The organism is Citrobacter sp. Ct235 (assembly GCF_030332305.1).
Lineage (GTDB): Bacteria > Pseudomonadota > Gammaproteobacteria > Enterobacterales > Enterobacteriaceae > Citrobacter_A > Citrobacter_A telavivensis.
In genome coordinates this window covers 512539-532865 of the sequence record NZ_JAOWIC010000049.1, presented here as the reverse complement: position 1 = coordinate 532865, position 20327 = coordinate 512539, and the positions used below count along the sequence as shown (strand labels likewise).

Here is a 20327-nt window from a genome sequence, read left to right as displayed (position 1 = left end):
GGGATGCCCTTACAAGACCTGGTGATTGGCGCATCTGTTTACTTCCCACCGCTGTTCAAGGCCTTCGCGCTGGGATTTTTCCTCTGGCTTTTCATCCATCGCCTGCTGCGCGAACGCATCTACTCCGGTGAAATCTGGCATCCATTATTGATGGATCTGTCGATTTTTGCCCTCTGCGTCTGTTCGGGTCTTTTTCTATTGGTTGCGTGGTAATTATGACGCTGAAAACACTGAAGTATTTCTCCACAATTGTGATTGCTGCCCTCGCCGTTCTGGCGGGTTGGTTTATGTGGAATTATTACATGCAATCGCCCTGGACGCGTGACGGTAAGGTGCGCGCCGAGCAGGTCAGCATTACCCCCCAGGTGTCTGGCACTATCGTCGATCTCCAGGTAAAGGATAACCAGTTCGTCAACGCGGGCGATCTGCTCTTTCGCATTGATAAGACCCCTTTTCATATCGCCGAACTCAACGCGCAGGCTCAACTGGCTAAAGCGCAATCGGAACTGGCAAAGGCCAACAATGAAGCCAACCGCCGCCGCCGTTTATCGCAGAACGTCATTTCTGCAGAAGAGTTAGACACCGCTAATCTGAACGTCAAAGCGATGCAGGCAAGTGTGGACGTCGCTCAGGCGACGCTCAGACAGGCGCAGTGGCAACTGGCGCAGACGGATGTCCATGCCCCGGTCTCCGGCTGGATAACCAATCTGTCGACGCGTACCGGTGATTTCGCCACCACCGGGCAACCGCTGTTTGCTCTGGTGGATAGCCACTCCTTCTATGTGATGGGGTATTTTGAAGAAACCAAGTTGCGTCATATCCGCGAGGGCGCGCCTGCCAGAATAACGCTCTACAGCGGCAATATTCAGTTACAGGGTCACGTATCCAGCATCGGTCGCGCCATTTACGACCAAAGCGTGGAGAGCGATTCCGGACTGGTGCCGGATATCAAACCTAACGTGCCCTGGGTGCGTCTGGCGCAGCGCGTGCCGGTACGTATCGAATTTGATCAACTACCCCATGACGTGACGCTCGTTTCCGGCACGACCTGTAGCGTAGCGATCGGCAAATAAATGTCCCCCCTGTACCGCTATCTGAGCAAAACGCCGTGGCTGAAAGCGACGGCCGGGCAGTGGCGCTATGCATTGCGTAATACCCTCGCGATGTGTCTCGCGTTGACGTTCGCCTATTATCTGAACCTGGATGAACCCTATTGGGCCATGACCTCTGCCGCGGTGGTCAGTTTTCCCACCGTCGGCGGCGTTATCAGCAAGAGCCTCGGGCGTATTGCCGGGAGTTTGCTCGGCGCAACCGCCGCGTTGATTCTCGCCGGGCATACTCTCAACGAGCCATGGCTTTTTCTGCTGAGCATGTCCGCCTGGATTGGTTTTTGTACCTGGGCCTGTGCGCAGTTTACCAACAACGTGGCCTACGCTTTTCAGCTTGCCGGTTACACGGCGGCGATTATTGCCTTCCCGATGGTCAACATCGTTGAGATCACTCAACTCTGGGATATCGCGCAGGCGCGCGTCTGTGAAGTGATTGTCGGGATCCTCTGCGGCGGCACGATGATGATGATCCTGCCGAGCACCTCCGATGGCACCGCGTTGCTGACGGCGTTGAAGAATATGCATGCGCGCTTGCTGGAACATGCCAGTCTGCTGTGGCAACCCGAGACTACCGACGCCATCCGCTCTGCCCACGAAGGGGTGATCGGGCAAATATTGACGATGAACTTACTGCGTATCCAGGCCTTCTGGAGCCATTACCGCTTTCGTCGCCAGAATGCGCTGTTGAATGCCCTCTTGCATCATCAGCTGCGCCTGACCAGCGTCATCTCAAGCCTGCGCAGGATGTTGCTTAACTGGCCAAATCCCCCAGCCCACACGCGCGATGTCATTGACCAACTTTTGACGGCCCTGGCCCGCTCGCAAACGGACAGTTACACCATCGCTCGAATTATTGCCCCGCTTGCCCCCGCTAACGGGGCTGATTACCGTCATGTCGCCTTCTGGCAGCGGTTATGTTACTTCTGCCGTCTCTATCTGCGCACCAGCCATCAGTTATACCTGATCGAAAATGGCGGGGCACTGACGCCTGTCCATATTCCCCGTGCGCCTGCGCTGGCGCGACACACTGATAATGCTGAAGCGCTCTGGAGCGGTTTGCGCACTTTCGTCACGCTGACGGTGATTGGCGCCTGGAGCATTGGATCACAGTGGGAATCGGGTTCGGGGGCGCTGACGCTGGCCGCCATCAGTTGCGTGCTCTACTCTGCCGTTGCCACGCCGTTTAAATCACTGACGCTGCTGATGCGTACGCTGGTGTTGTTATCGCTGTTCAGCTTTGTGGTGAAGTTTGGCCTGATGGTGCAGATCAGTGAACTGTGGGAATTCTTACTGTTTTTATTCCCCCTGCTGACCACCATGCAACTGCTTAAGCTACAGATGCCAAAACTGGCGGGGCTTTGGGGACAACTCATTGTCTTTATGGGATCGTTTATCGCCGTGACCAATCCGCCCGTCTATGACTTTGCTGATTTCCTTAATGATAACACCGCCAAGATCGTCGGAGTCGCCTTGTCCTGGCTTGCTTTCGCCATCTTGCGTCCGGGATCGGATGCGCGTAAAAGTCGCCGTCATATCCGCGCGTTACGCCGGAGTTTTGTCGACCAACTGAGCCGCCATCCTGCACACAGTGAAAACGAGTTTGAGTCGCTGACGTATCACCACATCAGCCAGCTAAGCAACAGCCAGGATGCGCTGGCCAGACGCTGGCTTTTACGCTGGGGCGTGGTGCTGCTCAACTGTTCACACGTGGTCTGGCAGCTTCGCGCCTGGGAATCGCGCTCCGATCCGCTGTCGCGCGTGCGGGATATCTGTATTTCGTTACTACGCGATGTAATGAATGAGCGCGGTGTCCAGCAGCGACCCCTCGCCGCCACGCTCACCGAATTGCTGCGCATCTGTGAGACGCTTTCGCATCATCATCAGCCGGCTGCGCAAGAACTGGCAGCCATCATCTGGCGGCTGTATTGCTCACTTTCTCAGCTGGAACAAGCGCCGCCAGAAGGAACGCTCACGTCCTGATTACTTGATCACCCCACAGGCGTAACGCGCCCCGCCGCCGCCCAGCGGTTTAGGCTGATCGGACATATTATCGCCGCCGACATGGATCATCAGCGCTTTGTCTTTGACATCATTCAGGGATTTCAGGCGTGTTGCCGTGACGGGAATAATGGCTTTACCTTCGTTATTAACCACCAGCACAGGCAGATCGCCCTGGTGCCCTTCGCCATCCGGTCCGGCATGTTTACCGGTTTTGTGCGGGTCAAAATGTCCTCCTGCGGACTCAGCAGGAGACGCTTTGCCATCTTTAATCGCGGGCTGACAGCTGCCGTTGGCATGGATATGAAAACCATGTTCTCCCGGCGGCAGCGCTTTCAGATCCGGCGTAAACTCCAGCCCTTTCTCCGTTTGGGTAATGGTCACCTCCCCAATAGACTGCCCAACGCCTTGCGAGGTGACCAGATTCATCTCCACTGTCTCACTGGCGGCTTGCGCGCCCGTACAGGCTAACAGGGTTAACACAGCCAGACTCAATCGCTTCATAGGACCTCCGTTCTGTATGCATGTCGGTTAAGTGTAAACCAGTGACACCATTTTGAACGCAGAACCATGATTTAGCGATTACGGTACGTCGTACCCCAACGCCGCTTTTCGGATACGGAACCACTGCTGACGGCTCATTTTGAGCGACTCCGCTTCCACCGCCGCGCGAACGCGTTCAATTTTACCGGAGCCGATGATCGGCAGCGGCTGCGACGGCAGACGCAGTATCCAGGCGTAAACCACTTGCTCAATGGACGAGGCGTTGAGTTCTTGTGCAATGACCGCCAGTTCGTTGCGCAGTGGCTGGAACGCATCGTCATTAAACAGGCGCCCGCCACCGAGGCAGGACCAGGCCATCGGACGAATACGCAGTTGCTGAAGTTGATCGAGCGTGCCGTCTAATAGCAGCGGTTGGTAAACCGGTGAAATCTCCACCTGATTGGTCGCCAGCGTGAAAGGAAGACGCGATTGCAACAGCGTGAACTGTGCGGGGGTAAAGTTGGAGACGCCAAAATGGCGCACTTTACCGCTCTGGTGCAGGTGTTTGAAGGCTTCAGCGACCTCATCGGCATCCATCAGTGGGTCCGGGCGGTGGATCAACAGCAGATCCAGATGGTCAGTCGCCAGGTTAGTCAGCGACTGTTCCGCGCTTTTCACAATATGATCGCGGTCAGTGATGTAGTGGCCAAGCGCGTTTTCCGCGCGGGCGGTGGTGGCGATACCGCATTTGGTGACGATCTGCATGCGCTCGCGCAGATGAGGAGCCAGTTTCAGCGCCTCGCCAAAGGCGGCTTCGCACAGATAACCACCGTAAATATCCGCATGGTCCACGGTGGTGACACCTAAATCCAGGTGCGCTTCAATAAAGCTCACCAGCTCCCGGGGGGACATTTTCCAGTCCATCAGTCGCCAGTATCCCATGACAAAGCGGGAGAATTCCGGGCCTTGCGGTGCAAGAGTAATACGCTGAACCATAACAGCTTCCTCGTGAAGTAAATTACTGCGAGTATATACAATTAGTGGCTTAAAAGAGTGAAGGCTGTTGAGGTTCTTCTGGCGCCGCAGGTTTATTTGCGCGTAATTTACGCAGCAGACGCTGGCGGCATAACCGCAGCACGTCTTGTTTTTGTCCGTCGCTCATGTTTTGCCAGTTGAATCGCTCCTCCCTGCTGCGCAGACACCCCCGGCAAAAACCGCGCTCATCTGACTGGCAAATTCCCCGACACGGGCTCTGCACGGGGAAAAACTCTAACTGCTCTGCCACGCCCTTTCCTCTTAATCAGGTCTTCATTCTATTGAAGACGTAAACACGCTTTCTGGCAACCTGACTTGCATTAGACCGACTGGTCTATTACACTCCCTGCCATGAACAAGCAAACTGAATACGATACTCGCGAACACTTACTGGCTACCGGTGAGCATCTTTGCATGCAGCGGGGCTTTACCGGTATGGGACTGAGCGAGTTGCTTAAAACCGCCGGGGTGCCGAAAGGATCGTTTTATCACTATTTTCGATCCAAAGAAGCCTTTGGCGTCGCGATGCTGGAACGTCACTTTGCCGGTTATCATCAGCGGCTGGCGGCGCATTTTGACACGGGCCCTGGCAATTATCGCGATCGCATTCTGGCTTATTATCAGCAAACTCTGAACCAGTTTTGCCAGCAAGGGATCATCAGCGGCTGCCTGACGGTTAAACTTTCCGCCGAAGTGTGCGATCTGTCGGAAGATATGCGCACCGCGATGGACCAGGGCGCCGGAAAGATTATGACGATCCTGGCGCAGGCGCTGGAAAAAGGCCGCGACAGTCATTGTTTGACGTTTGCAGGCGAGCCGCTGCAACAGGCGCAAATTCTCTACGCGTTGTGGCTGGGGGCGAATCTGCAGGCCAAGATTTCGCGCAGTGCCACCCCACTGGAAAATGCGCTGGCACATGTGGAACGTATTATTGCAACGCCTGGTGCTTAACAGGCGTTTTATTTACTCTCTCACTAGACGACCGGTCTATTTATAACGGGAAATATTATGTCATCTGATAAACTGTTTACCCCACTGAAAGTGGGCGCGATCACCGCACCAAACCGTATTTTTATGGCTCCTCTGACGCGTTTGCGCAGTATTGAGCCTGGCGACATCCCGACTCCGTTAATGGCCGAGTATTATCGCCAGCGCGCCAGCGCGGGTCTTATCATCAGCGAAGCAACACAGATTTCCGCACAGGCGAAGGGTTACGCCGGCGCGCCGGGTCTGCACAGCGATGAGCAAATCGCCGCGTGGAAGAAAATCACCGCGGGCGTCCATGCTGAAAACGGTCATATCGCCGTTCAGTTATGGCACACAGGCCGTATTTCTCACTCCAGCCTGCAACCGGGCGGTCAACCGCCGGTGTCAGCATCGGCTATCAGTGCCGGTACCCGTACTTCCCTGCGTGATGAACACGGTCAGGCGATCCGCGTAGATACCTCAATGCCTCGTGCACTGGAAATCGATGAAATTCCGGGCATCGTCAATGATTTCCGCCAGGCCATCGCCAATGCGCGTGAAGCCGGTTTCGATCTGGTTGAACTGCACTCCGCGCACGGTTACCTGCTGCACCAGTTCCTTTCCCCTTCTTCTAACCATCGTAACGATCGGTACGGCGGCAGCGTAGAGAATCGCGCACGTCTGGTGCTGGAAGTGGTTGATGCAGGCATTAAAGAATGGGGTGCAGACCGTATCGGTATTCGCGTCTCGCCTGTCGGCACCTTCCAGAACGTTGACAATGGTCCGAACGAAGAAGCCGATGCGCTGTATCTGATTGAAGAACTGGGTAAACGCGGCATCGCTTATCTGCACATGTCTGAACCCGACTGGGCGGGCGGCAAGCCGTATACCGACGCGTTCCGTGAAAAAGTGCGCGCTCGTTTCCACGGTCCGATCATCGGTGCCGGCGCCTATACGCCAGAGAAAGCAGAAACCTTAATTGAGAAAGGACTGATCGATGCTGTCGCCTTTGGGCGCGATTACATCGCTAACCCGGATCTGGTCGCGCGCCTGCAACGTAAAGCCGAACTCAACCCACAGCGCAGCGAAAGTTTCTACGGCGGCGGCGCTGAAGGTTATACCGATTACCCGACGCTCTGATCCCCCATCCGCATTACTGCATTGATAGCGGCGTAAAAACGCCGCTATACTAAAACAACATTTTGAATGTATTGACCATTTTTAAGGGGACAAAACATGCGTTTACTTCACACGATGCTGCGCGTTGGCGATCTGCAACGCTCCATTGATTTTTACACTAAAGTCCTGGGCATGAAGTTGCTGCGTACCAGCGAAAACACGGAATACAAATACTCTCTGGCGTTCGTCGGCTACGGCGAAGAGAGTGATGAAGCGGTGATTGAGCTGACCTACAACTGGGGCGTCGATAAATACGAACTGGGCACTGCTTACGGTCATATCGCCCTGAGCGTGGATAATGCGGCCGAAGCCTGTGAACGCATTCGTCAGAACGGCGGAAACGTCACCCGTGAAGCCGGCCCGGTGAAAGGCGGCACGACCGTTATTGCATTTGTTGAAGATCCGGACGGTTACAAAATCGAACTGATCGAAGAGAAAGATGCCGGGAAAGGTCTCGGTAACTAACATCCTACCGGGCGCAGTTGCTCTCTGCGCCCGTAGTTTTACTGCATCACTCCGCTTTTTTTGGCATAATGCGCGCTGCAATTTTTCCGTACTAAGAGACCCTGATGTCCGATAACGCTCAACTTACCGGTCTGTGCGACCGTTTTCGTGGTTTCTATCCCGTCGTCATTGATGTTGAAACGGCTGGATTTAACGCCAAAACCGATGCGCTGCTTGAGATCGCCGCCATCACGCTGAAAATGGATGAACAAGGCTGGCTGATGCCGGACAGCACGCTACAATTCCACGTGGAGCCGTTTGAAGGCGCGAATTTGCAGCCAGAAGCGCTGGCGTTTAACGGTATCGACCCGTCTAACCCGCTGCGTGGCGCGGTAAGCGAATATGACGCCCTGCACGCCATTTTCAAAATGGTGCGCAAAGGCATTAAAGACAGCGGTTGCAGTCGCGCCATCATGGTGGCGCATAATGCGACGTTCGATCATAGCTTTATGATGGCTGCCGCCGAGCGAGCATCGCTCAAGCGCAACCCGTTCCATCCGTTCGTGACGTTTGATACCGCCGCCCTGAGCGGACTTGCTCTCGGACAAACGGTGCTCTCCAAAGCGTGTCTTGCGGCAGGCATGGAGTTTGACGGTACCCAGGCGCACTCTGCACTTTATGATACCGAGCGCACCGCCGTGCTGTTTTGCGAAATCGTCAACCGCTGGAAGCGTCTGGGCGGTTGGCCGTTACCCCTGCCTGAAGAAGCCTGATGATATGGCCTGATAACGCGGTTTATCAGGTCGTGCCACCCCCACCCCGACACTGTATATTTGACCAGTATCAATACACCCTGCTTATTTCCCGCTATTCTGTAAAAAGGTCTTGATCCGCCAACACCGCAAAAGGGACAGGGAACATGTCAGCAAACAATGCGTCGCCCCCACTGCCGGATATTTTCTCGCAGGCGACCCGCGACTGGTTTATCTCGGCATTTCAGCATCCCACGCTGGTGCAGTCGCAAACGTGGGCCGTTACCGCGACGAATCAACATGCGCTGGTGATAGCCCCAACCGGTTCGGGGAAAACCCTTGCCGCGTTTCTCTACGCACTGGATCGCCTGTTTCGTGAAGGTGAGGAAAAGCCCACGACGCCGCTCTCCGGCAAAGAAAAGAAAGTCACCCGCATCCTCTATATTTCTCCGATAAAAGCCCTCGGCACGGATGTTCAGCGCAATCTGCAAATTCCCCTTCAGGGGATTAGCGAAGAGCGGAAGAAATGCGGCGCGACAGAGGTGACCATTCGGGTCGGTATCCGTACAGGAGATACGCCACCTCAGGAGCGTGCGAAGCTCAGTCGTCATCCGCCTGATATTCTGATCACCACGCCGGAGTCGCTTTATCTGATGCTCACCTCGCGCGCCAGAGAGTCGCTGCGCGGGGTTGAAACGGTGATCGTCGATGAAGTACACGCGGTGGCAGGCACAAAACGTGGTGCGCACCTCGCGCTCAGCCTTGAACGACTGGATGCGCTTCTGACGAGGTCGGCGCAGCGTATTGGTCTGTCGGCGACGGTGCGTTCCGTTACGGAGGTTGCGGCTTTTCTGGGCGGCGATCGCCCGGTTACCGTGGTCAATCCCCCCGCGACCCGTCACCCGGATATCCGCATTGTTGCACCTGCCGCCAATCTGGATGACGTCTTAGCCGATAATAGTGACAGCAGCGATGCCATTCACAAAGGCAGAGAAGGTTCCGTCTGGCCGCGCATTGAATCCGGTATTCTCGATCAAATCCTTCGCCATCGCTCCACTATTGTCTTCACCAACTCGCGCGGGCTGGCGGAAAAACTGACGGCTCGTCTGAATGAACTCTATCTCTCGCGACGACACGCCCCCCCTGAATCGCAGGCGGAACCCGTACACTATGACTCGTCAACCGGCTCCACCAGCAATCGGGCGCAGGACGCCGTAGAATACATTGCCCGCTCGCATCACGGTTCGGTGTCCAAAGAGCAGCGGGCCGTCACGGAGCATGCCCTGAAATCAGGCGAACTTCGCTGTGTGGTGGCGACGTCAAGTCTGGAGCTGGGGATCGACATGGGCGCCGTTGATCTGGTGATTCAGGTGGCAACGCCCCTTTCAGTCGCCAGCGGCCTGCAGCGCATCGGACGAGCCAGCCACCAGGTTGGCGGCGTCTCGAAGGGGCTATTCTATCCCAGAACCCGCCGGGATCTGATTGATTCTGCGGTGATTGTCGAGTGTATGTACGCCGGGCAACTGGAGACCCTGACGCCTCCGCGCAACCCGCTGGATATTCTGGCGCAACAAACCGTGGCCACCGTTTCCATGGATCCGGTCAATGTCGATGACTGGTATGCCCTCGTCCGCCGGGCTTCTCCATGGAAAGCGCTGCCAAGAGGCGCGTTTGACGCCACGCTGGATATGCTGGCGGGACGCTATCCCTCTGGCGATTTTGCGGTATTCAGACCGCGTATTATCTGGAACCGCGAAACCGGGTTATTAACGGCACGCCCCGGCGCACAACTTCTGGCGGTGACCAGCGGTGGTACCATTCCGGACCGTGGCATGTTCAGCGTGCTGCTCCCCGAAGGGGATGAACAGGCGGGGTCACGACGCGTGGGCGAACTGGATGAAGAGATGGTGTATGAGTCTCGCGTCAACGACATCATTACGCTTGGTGCCAGTTCGTGGCGTATTCAACAGATCACCCGCGATCAGGTTATCGTCGTCCCTGCGCCCGGACGCTCGGCCAGGCTTCCGTTCTGGCGCGGCGAAGGCGTCGGGCGTCCTGCGGAACTGGGGGAACGTATTGGTGATTTCATCCATACCCTGTCCGATGACAACGCGGAGCGACAACTCTCCCCCCGACTGCGCGACGATAATGTTTTATCGAATATCAAAGGGTTAATTAACGATCAAAAGAATGCCACGGGCGTGCTCCCCTGGAGCCGTCATCTGGTACTTGAACGCTGTCGTGATGAGATAGGTGACTGGCGGGTCATTCTGCATTCGCCTTATGGCCGCCGGGTACATGCCCCCTGGGCCCTTGCGATTGCCGGACGCCTCCATGCGCAATGGGGGGCTGACGCGTCGATTGTCGCCAGCGATGACGGGATTGTCGCCCGCATTCCGGACAGCGACGGAAAGCTGCCGGATGCCGCCATTTTTCTGTTCGATCCGGAAAAACTGTTGCGCATTGTCCGGGAAGCCGTCAGCAGCACGGCGCTGTTTGCCGCCCGCTTCAGAGAATGCGCCGCCCGCGCCCTGCTGATGCCTGGCCGCACGCCGGGACGTCGCTCACCACTCTGGCAGCAGCGCCTGCGCGCCAGCCAGCTTCTGGAAATTGCAGCGGGCTATCCTGACTTTCCCATTATTCTGGAAACCGCCCGAGAATGCCTCCAGGACGTCTACGATCTTGACGCGCTCGAACAGGTCATACGCCGCCTGAACACCGGCGAGATCCAGATATCTGAAGTCACCACGCCCGCTCCTTCGCCGTTTGCTACCGATCTGTTGTTTGGTTATGTCGCGGAATTTATGTACGCCACCGACGTTCCACTGGCGGAGCGGCGGGCCTCGGTACTGGCGCTGGACAGCGAACTGCTGGGCAACCTGTTAGGCCAGGGCGATCCGCTGGAGTTGCTCGACCCGGAGATTATCCGCCAGGTAGAGGATGAGCTTCAGCGGCGGGCTGCGGGCAGAAAAGCCCAGGGAATGGAAGGCGTTTACGATTTGCTGCGCGAACTGGGGCCAATGACCATCGAGGATATTGCGGCCAGGCACGAAGCAACGATCGCTGACATCGGGCCCTGGCTCGATGGCCTGACGGCTGACAAGCGTATTTTCCCGGTTGTTATTGCAGGTACTGCGCAGATGGCCTGTATGGATGACGCGGCCAGACTTCGTGATGCGCTGGGTGTCCGCCTGCCAGCGACGATTTCGGCTGCATGGTTGCATCCGGTGAACACACCGCTGCGGGACCTCTTCATGCGCTTCAGCCGCACCCATACGCTCTTTACCGGCGATCAGATTGCGCAGGCGTTCGGGTTGGGTGTAGCCGTCGCCGACGATCTCCTGCGCCAGTTACGCGATGAGGGCGTCCTGATCCAACTGCGGACGGGGGCGTCATCCACTCCCAACGACGCGCGTTCTTCAACGTGGGTGAATGAAGACATATTTCATCGGCTGCGCATCCGCTCGCTGCATGCCGCCAGAGAAGCAACCCGCCCTGTCCCGGCGGCGAGCTACACCCGCCTGCTGCTGGAACGTCATGGGCTCATTTCACCCGCCGACGGCAGCCCGGCGCGCCTTCCGGCGTCCTCAGCGGGAATGCTTGAAGGAAGTGACAGTGTCACGAGGGTTATTGAACAACTTGCCGGACTCGGCCTGCCCGCCTCACTGTGGGAAAGCCAGATTTTCCCTGCCCGGGTCAGGGACTATTCGCCGGACATGCTCGATGAGCTGCTTGCAACCGGTGAAGTCATCTGGTCAGGGCAAAAGAAACTGGGCGATGATGACGGACGAGTGGTACTGCATCTACGGGATTATCTGGCGGAGACGCTTTCCCCGCCATCCGGTGACAGCGAGTCGCTTTCAGACTTGCAGCGCGCCATTTTAGACGTCCTCTCAGGCGGCGGCGCATGGTTTGCACAGCAACTCAGCGCGTTGATTCAGGCCCGGACGCAAAGGTCTGGCAATGATGAGTGGATAACGCCGGCCACGCTGCATGAGGCCCTTTGGGGGCTGGTCTGGCAAGGGTACATCACAACCGATATCTGGGCCCCGCTACGAGGCCTGTCGCGCACTGTCTCTGCGTCACGTCAGCCGTCGCGACGCTCACCGCGTATGCGTCGTGGACGCCCTGTCTATGCCTCAACTCGCCCCACGTCAGTTTCCGTACCGGTTTCTTACACCACTCCTGCGCTGGCCGGACGCTGGTCACTGCTGCCGCGAGAGACGTTAAATGATACCGAGCGAATGTTGGCCTGCGCGGAGAATATGCTCGATCGCTACGGCGTGATCGGTAGGCAGGCGGTGATTGCGGAGAATGTCCCTGGGGAGTTTCCTGCCATGCAGACACTGTGTCGAAGCATGGAGGATTCGGGACGCATTTTACGAGGGCGTTTCGTTGAGGGAATGGGCGGTGCGCAGTTTGCCGAGCGGCCTACTATCGATCGCCTTCGCGATCTTACCTCATCAAATACTGAACATCAGGCTTTTACGGCGGTGGCGTTATCCGCAAACGACCCGGCCAATCCCTGGGGCGCGCTTCTGCCGTGGCCGACGCATCCGTCGTCTCTGGTACCCGGACGCCGTAATGGCGCATTTGTCGTTATTTCTGCCGGCCAGCTGCGGCTGTATCTCGCTCAGGGCGGGAAAAAGATGATGGTCTGGAGCGAAAATGAGGAGACGATTTCAGCGGAAATATTCAGGGCGTTGGCGAGTGCTTTACGCCGTGAGCCGCGACTTCGTTTTACCCTGACAGAAGTTAACGATAAACCGGTCCGGCAAACCCGTCTGTTTACCCTGCTTCGGGAGGTCGGGTTTTCCAGTTCGCCGCAGGGACTTGACTGGGGGTAGACATGCCGAGGGTGCAGCAGAGCGGCAGAAATGAAAAGGAGCTTACCCTGACACGGAAAAGCTCCTCTTAACCATCTACTGATTACTCAGCATCTGATTCTTCAGATTTGTATTTTGCAGCGGTCTCTTTGATCAGTTGCTGCAGTTCGCCACGCTGGTACATTTCGATCAAAATGTCACAGCCGCCAACCAGTTCACCGTCAACCCACAGCTGCGGGAAGGTCGGCCAGTTCGCGTATTTCGGCAGTTCAGCGCGAATATCCGGGTTTTGCAGAATATCCACATAGGCAAAACGCTCACCACAGGCGGAAAGCGCCTGCACAGCCTGGGCTGAAAACCCGCAGCTTGGCAGTTTTGGAGAACCTTTCATGTACAGGAGAATCGGGTTTTCAGCGATCTGGCGCTGGATTTTTTCGATAGTGGTGCTCATTGTCTTGCTTCCTTAACTTCTTTTACGGCAGTCGTCTGACATTGTAGCGGTTCAGGGCGACATCGGAAAATAACATTTTCATTACGCTTTACTATTTTATCGTCTGAACGCTTAAGTTGCATTCCCAATAATGGTTTCCCCGGTGCTTATGTCAGAAGTGCGCGCCAAATAACCAAATTTAGCTTTGGCTGCTGTTTTTTTTTGCACTCAATAGCGAAACCGCATTTTTAACAATAAAAGCTATTAACTTTATCCGTTTCTATAGATTAGAATCATCAGGTTTTGTAAATCACACGCAGGTATGATTGCGACCTGCCTTAACAGAGGAATGCTCAGTGGCGCGGATAAACCGACTTTCCCTCACGCTCTGTGCTTTACTATTTACAACGATTCCCTTTATGCCGATGGCACATGCGTCCAAGCAAGCCAGGGACACCGCTGATCTTTCGCATAATAAGAAAGCCAGCGACAAAAAGAAAAGTACGGCAACAGCAAAAAAAACGAATAAAACCAGTCAAAAAACCGTTAAGAAAACCACCAGCAAATCCAGTACTAAAACCGCCTCTTCTTCTAAGAAAAAAATTACCGCTCCCGCTAAAGCCAGCAAAACAGCCAGCCACAAAGGAAAAACCGTCGCGACGAAAAAGACAGCCTCCGTCACCTGGAGCGAAAAATGCACCCCGCGCAAAGGGCACAAACCGACGTGTGTGAAAGTGAAGAACACAGGGCCAGGAAAGATTGCGGATGCACATAAAGTCAAAGTGCAAAAAGCGACCAGCACGGCGATGAACAAATTAATGAGCCAGATTGGCAAACCGTACCGCTGGGGAGGCACGTCGCCGCGCACCGGTTTCGATTGCAGCGGTCTGGTCTATTACGCCTATAAAGATCTCGTGAAATTCCGTATTCCGCGCACCGCAAATGAAATGTATCACCTGCGTGATGCCGCACCGATTGACCGTGAAGAATTAAAAAATGGCGATCTGGTGTTCTTCCGCACTCAGGGACGCGGCACCGCCGACCACGTTGGCGTTTATGTCGGCAACGGCAAATTTATCCAGTCGCCGCGCAGCGGTCAGGAAATCCAGATCACGTCGCTCAGCGAAGATTACTGGCAACGCCACTACGTTGGCGCTCGCCGGGTCATGACCCCCAAAACCATTCGTTAAAACTTTACCCTGTTGTTAACGCAACAGGGTAAGTTCATCTTTTGTCTCACCTTTCAATTTGCTACCCTATCCTTACGCACAATAAGGTTATTGCGCGAAATACTATTAATAATAAGGAGAGAAGCAATGTCGTTCGAATTACCTGCACTACCGTATGCCAAAGACGCGCTTGCGCCGCACATTTCCGCCGAAACGCTGGAATATCACTATGGCAAACACCATCAGACCTATGTCACCAACCTGAACAACCTGATCAAAGGCACCGCCTTTGAAGGAAAATCACTGGAAGAGATCGTACGAAGCTCCGAAGGTGGCGTGTTCAACAACGCCGCTCAGGTCTGGAACCACACATTCTACTGGAACTGCCTGGCGCCGAATGCGGGCGGCGAGCCAACCGGTAAACTGGCTGACGCGATTGCCGCCTCTTTCGGCAGCTTTGCGGAGTTCAAAGCGCAGTTTACCGATGCGGCGATCAAAAACTTCGGTTCCGGCTGGACCTGGCTGGTAAAAGGAAAGGATGGCAAGTTGGCTATCGTTTCAACATCTAACGCCGGCACGCCGTTGACCACCGACGCCACCCCGCTGATGACCGTCGACGTGTGGGAGCATGCGTATTACATTGACTACCGCAATGCACGTCCTGGCTACCTGGAGCACTTCTGGGCGCTGGTGAACTGGGAGTTTGTCGCGAAGAACTTCGCCGCGTAAAAAAGATAACGCAGAAGGGCGTCCCTTCTGCGTTTTTGTTCTGCCATTAACCTGCGACGCACACCTGTTCAGGCTGTTTTCTCGCCGAGACAAACACTAACAACAGCGCCATACCTGCCACAATCGCCCCCATCACAGGAACAAAACTGTAGCCTAACCCGCCAGAAATCACGGCCCCACCGGCGGCGGCACCCAGTGCATTTCCGAGATTAAAAGCGCCGATATTCACGGAAGACGACAGGCCTGGCGCTTCGTGAGCCACACGCATGACGCGCATTTGCAGCGGAGGCACCACCGCAAAGGTCGCCGCCCCCCAGACCACCATACTGACCGCCGCCCCCAGTTCATTTTGAGCCAATAAGGGGATAGCCAGCATAATCACCATCAGCAGCAGCAAAAAGCCCTTCAGCGTACCGTTAACCGAGCGATCGGCCAGTTTACCGCCGAGGTAGTTACCAATGGAGAAGCCCACGCCAATCAGAACCAGCATCCCGGTCACGAAGGTCGGGGTCGCATGGGTGATGCTTTGCAGAACAGGCGAAATATAGGTATACAGCGTAAACATAGCGCCCGCCCCCAACACGGTAGTCAGCAGCGCGGAGAGCACCTGAGGACGCATTAACACCGCCAGCTCTTTTTTCACTTCCGGACGCGCCCCGGCACCGCCTTTCGGCAACGAGAAAAAGAGACTCAGCATCGAGATAACGCCCAGACCGGCTGTCGCCATAAACGACATTCGCCAGCCGATGGTTTCCCCCAGCCAGGTCGCCGCCGGAACGCCGCCGATATTGGCGATAGTCAGCCCCATAAACATCGTGGCAACGGCGCTGGCCTGTTTGTGCTTCGGCACCACGCTGGCTGCTACAACGGAACCCAGGCCGAAGAACGCGCCGTGGTTGAGGCTGGTTAAAATGCGTGACAGCATCAGCGTGGTGTAATCCGGCGAAATCGCCGAGAGCACGTTACCAAGCGTAAAGATTGCCATCAGAAAAATCAGCGCATTACGGCGTCCACGATGTGACAGAAGCAGCGTCATCAGCGGGGCCCCAACCATCACGCCGACGGCATAGGCGCTAATCAACATGCCTGCGGCGGGGATGGACACATCAACGCCGCGCGCAATGACGGGCAGCAGCCCCATTGGCGAGAATTCGGTCGTACCGATGCCGAATGCGCCGATGGCCAGCGCCAGTAACGGATAATTAATTTTCATGCAGTGATGACTCCGGCTCTTCGCGATGAGGCGCGAGGCTTAACTAAGAGTCAAAAGCATGACATCAATCACAAAAAAAGAGAAGTTAACAAAAATACAAAAGACTTTTGCAGATTCGATAACAATATGGCGGGAGGTTCGAGGGAGCAGGCACTCCCCCGAGGGAAATCAATGCAGTGCCGCTGTCAGACCGCCAGCAACGATTAAAGCCAGAACAATAAACGTGGTCACTAATGAAAATTTCAGATCGGTGCTCATCAACTTTTCTCCTTTTTATTCCCACACAAAAAGTGATATAGCGCATTTTTGCACACTTGAGTGCAAAAATCTCCCACGATTTAGAGTGATATGTGCTTTTAATACTTCCCCTTTTCGTTAAGATCAGCCAAAATTCGACGCTTACTTGATTAGCGTACCGGCCATTGACCCCTTCCTGACGCTCTGTGGCGTTTTCCCGGCATGCCGCAACCCTGACGTTGCGCACAGGATGATTAAAGGCAAACGTTTACTTAGCATATTTTAATGTTCAGGTTGGGTCTGGAGTGAGATTTAATGGCAACAATTAAAGATGTAGCGAAACGCGCAAACGTTTCCACTACAACCGTATCACACGTAATTAACAAAACGCGTTTCGTCGCTGAAGAAACACGCAATGCAGTGTGGGCGGCAATCAAAGAATTGCACTATTCCCCCAGCGCTGTTGCCCGTAGTCTGAAGGTCAACCATACCAAGTCTATCGGCTTGCTGGCGACCAGCAGCGAAGCCCCCTACTTTGCCGAAATTATCGAAGCCGTTGAAAAGAACTGCTTCCAGAAAGGCTATACCCTGATCCTCGGTAACGTCTGGAACAATCTGGAAAAACAGCGTGCCTATCTGTCCATGATGGCGCAAAAACGCGTTGATGGCCTGCTGGTGATGTGTTCCGAATATCCCGATCCCCTGCTCTCGATGCTGGAAGAGTACCGTCATATCCCGATGGTGGTCATGGACTGGGGCGAAGCCAAAGCCGACTTCACCGATACGGTGATTGATAACGCCTTTGAGGGCGGTTATATGGCTGGCCGTTACCTTGTCGAACGCGGACATCGCGAAATTGGCGTGATCCCGGGACTAATGGAGCGCAACACCGGCGCGGGCCGTCTGGCCGGTTTTATGAAGGCGATGGATGAAGCGCTGATTAAAGTGCCGGAAAACTGGATTGTGCAGGGCGACTTCGAACCGGAATCCGGCTACCGTGCAATGCAGCAAATTCTGTCGCAGGCGCATCGCCCGACGGCGGTCTTCTGTGGCGGCGATATCATGGCGATGGGTGCCCTTTGCGCTGCGGATGAGATGGGCCTGCGCGTACCGCAGGACGTGTCGCTGATAGGCTATGACAATGTGCGCAACGCTCGCTTCTTTACGCCAGCGTTGACCACCATCCACCAGCCAAAAGATTCGCTGGGTGAAACGGCCTTTAACATGCTGCTGGACCGTATCGTCAATAAGCGCGAAGAGTCACAGTCCATTGAAGTCCACCCGCGCCTGGTGGAGCGCCGCTCCGTTGCGGATGGCCCTTTCCGCGACTACCGTCGTTAAACCTCTTTTGCGGGAGTCTCGTCAGGCTCCCGCAGCCACTCTTTGTTCAGCGTTTCGCTGTCTCCCAGATAGTCCAGCAGCCAAATCAGCGCGGGGGACATATCGTTCTGCTGCCAGGTCAGGCAACAGGCTGCGTCCGGGAAAGGGTTCTCCAGATCCAACGCCACCCACTGCCCCTTATTGAGATACGGCTTGGCAAAATGCGTCGGCACCATGCCGACACAAAGTCCGGCGCTGATACAGGTCGCGGAAGAGTCCCAGTCCGGAACCACCACCCGCTTCTGGTTGTCCAGCAGCCAGGTCACGCGTTTCGGCAGCGTGCGGGAGGTATCTTCCAGCACCAGTGACGGCCAGTTGCGCAACGTGTCATCGCTTAAAGGCCCGCTCATGGCGGCCAGTGGATGTGTGCTGGCAACGACACAACACCAGCTCAGTTTGCCCATATCGCGGAAGGTGTATCGACCTCCTACCGGGATCGCCTGGGTTGCGCCGATAGCGAGTTCAACCCTGCCATCTGACAGCGCGTCCCAGACGCCATTGAACACCTCCTGAAAGACCAGCAGCTCCACGTCATCAAAGTGGCGATAGAAATCGACTATCAGCTGTCTTGTGCGTTCAGGGCGCACGATATTGTCCACCGCGATGGGAAGTTGCCCACGCCAGCCGTTGGCTATCTGCTGACACTGCTGGCGCGTGATCTGCATTTTTTTGATGACAGAGCGGCCCTCTTTCAAAAACCAGGCTCCCGCCGGGGTCAGCACTACATCGCGATGACGACGTTCAAAGAGCGGGACTGCCAGCCACTCTTCCAGTTGGCGGACCGTATAGCTGACCGCTGAGGGCACCCGGTGCAACTCCTGAGCGGCGGAGCTGAAACTCCCGTTGCGCGCCACGGCATCAACGACTTCCAGTGCATATTCTGACCACATAATCTGCCTACAAAATTTTTGAATGCAATAAACAAATATTACCGTTTCACAAGCCGAAATTCACTCCCTACACTCTGCGCCAGTGTTATTCATTAAAATTAGAGAACAACTATGCAACCAGGAAAAGGGTTTTTAGTCTGGCTGGCAGGGCTCAGCGTGTTGGGTTTTCTGGCAACCGACATGTATTTGCCCGCTTTTGCCGCCATTCAATCTGACCTGCAAACACCGGCATCTGCCGTCAGCGCCAGCCTGAGTCTGTTTTTAGCGGGCTTTGCCGTCGCGCAACTGCTGTGGGGCCCGCTCTCGGACCGCTACGGCCGTAAACCGATCCTGCTGCTGGGTCTGTCCATCTTCGCCCTCGGTAGCCTGGGTATGCTGTGGGTCGAAAGCGCGACAGGGCTGTTGGTTCTGCGCTTTATTCAGGCGGTGGGCGTCTGTGCGGCGACCGTCATCTGGCAGGCGCTGGTCACCGATTACTATCCCTCACATAAAATTAACCGTATTTTCGCGACGATCATGCCGCTGGTCGGACTGTCTCCTGCCCTGGCGCCGTTATTAGGAAGTTGGATCCTGACCCATCTTTCCTGGCAGGCGATCTTTGCCACGTTGTTTTTCATCACGCTGCTGCTGATGCTGCCTGCGCTGTTCTTAAAACCCTCTACCCGGGCGCGAAACGACAGCAAGGATAAATTGACCTTCACCACGCTGCTGCGCGCGAAAGCGTACCGCGGTAACGTCCTGATTTACGCTGCCTGTTCCGCCAGCTTTTTTGCATGGCTGACCGGCTCGCCGTTTATTCTGAGTGAAATGGGCTACAGCCCGGCGGTGATTGGACTGAGCTATGTACCACAAACCATCGCGTTTCTGATTGGGGGCTACGGTTGTCGCGCCGCGCTGCAAAAATGGCAGGGACAACAGCTTCTGCCCTGGCTACTGGTCATCTATGCGCTGAGCGTGGTGGCGACATGGGCGGCAAGCTTTATCCATCACATTACGCTTGCGGAAATCCTGATCCCGTTCTGTGTAATGGCGATTGCCAACGGGGCTATCTACCCGATTGTGGTTGCGCAGGCGCTGCGTCCTTTCCCGCAGGCTACGGGGCGTGCCGCTGCCCTGCAAAATACCCTGCAGTTGGGTCTGTGCTTCCTGGCAAGTCTGGTGGTCTCCTGGCTTATCAGCACCCCGCTGCTGACCACGACCAGCGTGATGCTGTCGACGGTCGTACTGGCTGGACTGGGTTATAAGATGCAGCTGCAAACCTCAAGCGCCAGTGAACAGCCTGATAATCACGGGATAGCCCACAGCGAATCCCATTGATATTATTGATAATCACTCTTAATTAGTCGGCTAACAATTTTTGGTTGAATCATCGATTTTTGAGGCCTATACTAAATTTCGGTTGTTAAAATTACGATAATAATTATGTGTTAACGGGAACCGGAGCGTTCCCGGTTCACCACGGATGGCCTTTTCGGCAAGGGGTCCTC

Annotated in this window: 18 protein-coding genes and 1 pseudogene; 12 read left to right on the top strand and 7 right to left on the bottom strand. The window is 55.5% G+C overall.

What is annotated here, in order from left to right; translation table 11 throughout:
• Positions 1–3 precede the first annotated feature (3 nt).
• From OGY35_RS19700 to OGY35_RS19690, 3 genes and pseudogenes are all read left to right on the top strand, one after another.
• Positions 4–213: a DUF1656 domain-containing protein gene (locus OGY35_RS19700; RefSeq protein WP_152754576.1), complete on the top strand. Its 210-nt coding sequence runs from the start codon at positions 4–6 to the stop codon at positions 211–213.
• A 2-nt stretch (positions 214–215) separates the two neighbouring features.
• Positions 216–1073 carry an efflux RND transporter periplasmic adaptor subunit gene (locus OGY35_RS19695; protein WP_152404827.1) on the top strand — a complete coding sequence of 286 codons (858 nt, stop codon included), beginning with the start codon at positions 216–218 and terminating at the stop codon, positions 1071–1073.
• A pseudogene (locus tag OGY35_RS19690) lies at positions 1074–3114 on the top strand (FUSC family protein).
• Here OGY35_RS19690 and sodC read toward each other — a convergent pair.
• The 3 genes from sodC to OGY35_RS19675 form a co-directional block, all read right to left on the bottom strand.
• On the bottom strand, positions 3090–3611 hold the full coding sequence (sodC, locus tag OGY35_RS19685; RefSeq protein WP_286633195.1) for a superoxide dismutase [Cu-Zn] SodC: 522 nt from the start codon (positions 3609–3611) through the stop codon (positions 3090–3092). The pseudogene OGY35_RS19690 and the gene sodC sit on opposite strands and share 25 nt — an antisense overlap.
• A gap of 78 nt (positions 3612–3689) precedes the next feature.
• Entirely contained in the window at positions 3690–4586 is an 897-nt protein-coding gene (locus OGY35_RS19680; RefSeq protein WP_286633194.1) for an aldo/keto reductase, read from the bottom strand.
• A gap of 49 nt (positions 4587–4635) precedes the next feature.
• On the bottom strand, positions 4636–4875 hold the full coding sequence (locus OGY35_RS19675; RefSeq protein ID WP_152404831.1) for a DUF1289 domain-containing protein: 240 nt from the start codon (positions 4873–4875) through the stop codon (positions 4636–4638).
• A gap of 101 nt (positions 4876–4976) precedes the next feature.
• On the opposite strand from OGY35_RS19675, the gene OGY35_RS19670 reads away from it, so the two are divergent.
• The 5 genes from OGY35_RS19670 (at position 4977) to OGY35_RS19650 (ending at position 12813) form a co-directional block, all read left to right on the top strand.
• Complete coding sequence (locus tag OGY35_RS19670; RefSeq protein ID WP_152404832.1) at positions 4977–5576, top strand: TetR/AcrR family transcriptional regulator; 600 nt, start codon at positions 4977–4979, stop codon at positions 5574–5576.
• Between the two features lie 57 nt (positions 5577–5633).
• Entirely contained in the window at positions 5634–6731 is a 1098-nt protein-coding gene (locus tag OGY35_RS19665) for an alkene reductase (protein WP_152404833.1), read from the top strand.
• Positions 6732–6827: 96 nt separating this feature from the next.
• The gene (gene gloA / locus OGY35_RS19660) at positions 6828–7235 is read left to right on the top strand and encodes a lactoylglutathione lyase (protein ID WP_043000807.1); all 408 of its coding nucleotides are present in this window, start codon (positions 6828–6830) and stop codon (positions 7233–7235) included.
• A 104-nt stretch (positions 7236–7339) separates the two neighbouring features.
• Entirely contained in the window at positions 7340–7987 is a 648-nt protein-coding gene (rnt, locus tag OGY35_RS19655; RefSeq protein WP_102601897.1) for a ribonuclease T, read from the top strand.
• A gap of 146 nt (positions 7988–8133) precedes the next feature.
• A complete protein-coding gene (locus tag OGY35_RS19650) occupies positions 8134–12813 on the top strand; it encodes an ATP-dependent helicase (protein ID WP_286633193.1) in 4680 nt (1559 codons plus the stop codon).
• Between the two features lie 82 nt (positions 12814–12895).
• Here OGY35_RS19650 and grxD read toward each other — a convergent pair whose 3' ends face one another.
• Positions 12896–13243, bottom strand: a complete 348-nt coding sequence (grxD, locus tag OGY35_RS19645) for a monothiol glutaredoxin 4 (RefSeq protein WP_042319226.1) — start codon at positions 13241–13243, stop codon at positions 12896–12898.
• 335 nt (positions 13244–13578) lie between these two features.
• On the opposite strand from grxD, the gene OGY35_RS19640 reads away from it, so the two are divergent.
• Positions 13579–14412, top strand: coding sequence for a C40 family peptidase (locus tag OGY35_RS19640; RefSeq protein ID WP_286633192.1), 834 nt, complete (start codon positions 13579–13581; stop codon positions 14410–14412).
• A 126-nt stretch (positions 14413–14538) separates the two neighbouring features.
• Positions 14539–15120, top strand: a complete 582-nt coding sequence (gene sodB, locus OGY35_RS19635) for a superoxide dismutase [Fe] (protein ID WP_061077390.1) — start codon at positions 14539–14541, stop codon at positions 15118–15120.
• Positions 15121–15166: 46 nt separating this feature from the next.
• On the opposite strand, the gene OGY35_RS19630 is transcribed toward sodB, so the two are convergent.
• Positions 15167–16333, bottom strand: a complete 1167-nt coding sequence (locus tag OGY35_RS19630) for an MFS transporter (RefSeq protein ID WP_286633191.1) — start codon at positions 16331–16333, stop codon at positions 15167–15169.
• 168 nt (positions 16334–16501) lie between these two features.
• Positions 16502–16591: a cytochrome bd-I oxidase subunit CydH gene (gene cydH, locus OGY35_RS19625; protein WP_086512609.1), complete on the bottom strand. Its 90-nt coding sequence runs from the start codon at positions 16589–16591 to the stop codon at positions 16502–16504.
• 294 nt (positions 16592–16885) lie between these two features.
• Here cydH and purR point away from each other — a divergent pair, with 294 nt between their 5' ends.
• Positions 16886–17911, top strand: a complete 1026-nt coding sequence (gene purR, locus OGY35_RS19620; RefSeq protein ID WP_042319232.1) for an HTH-type transcriptional repressor PurR — start codon at positions 16886–16888, stop codon at positions 17909–17911.
• Here the strand turns inward: purR and punR are convergent.
• Entirely contained in the window at positions 17908–18840 is a 933-nt protein-coding gene (gene punR / locus OGY35_RS19615; RefSeq protein WP_152404843.1) for a DNA-binding transcriptional activator PunR, read from the bottom strand. The two genes, purR and punR, sit on opposite strands and share 4 nt — an antisense overlap.
• A 111-nt stretch (positions 18841–18951) precedes the next feature.
• Between punR and punC the strand changes: the two genes are divergently transcribed.
• Positions 18952–20157 carry a purine nucleoside transporter PunC gene (punC, locus tag OGY35_RS19610; RefSeq protein WP_152404844.1) on the top strand — a complete coding sequence of 402 codons (1206 nt, stop codon included), beginning with the start codon at positions 18952–18954 and terminating at the stop codon, positions 20155–20157.
• Positions 20158–20327 lie beyond the last annotated feature (170 nt).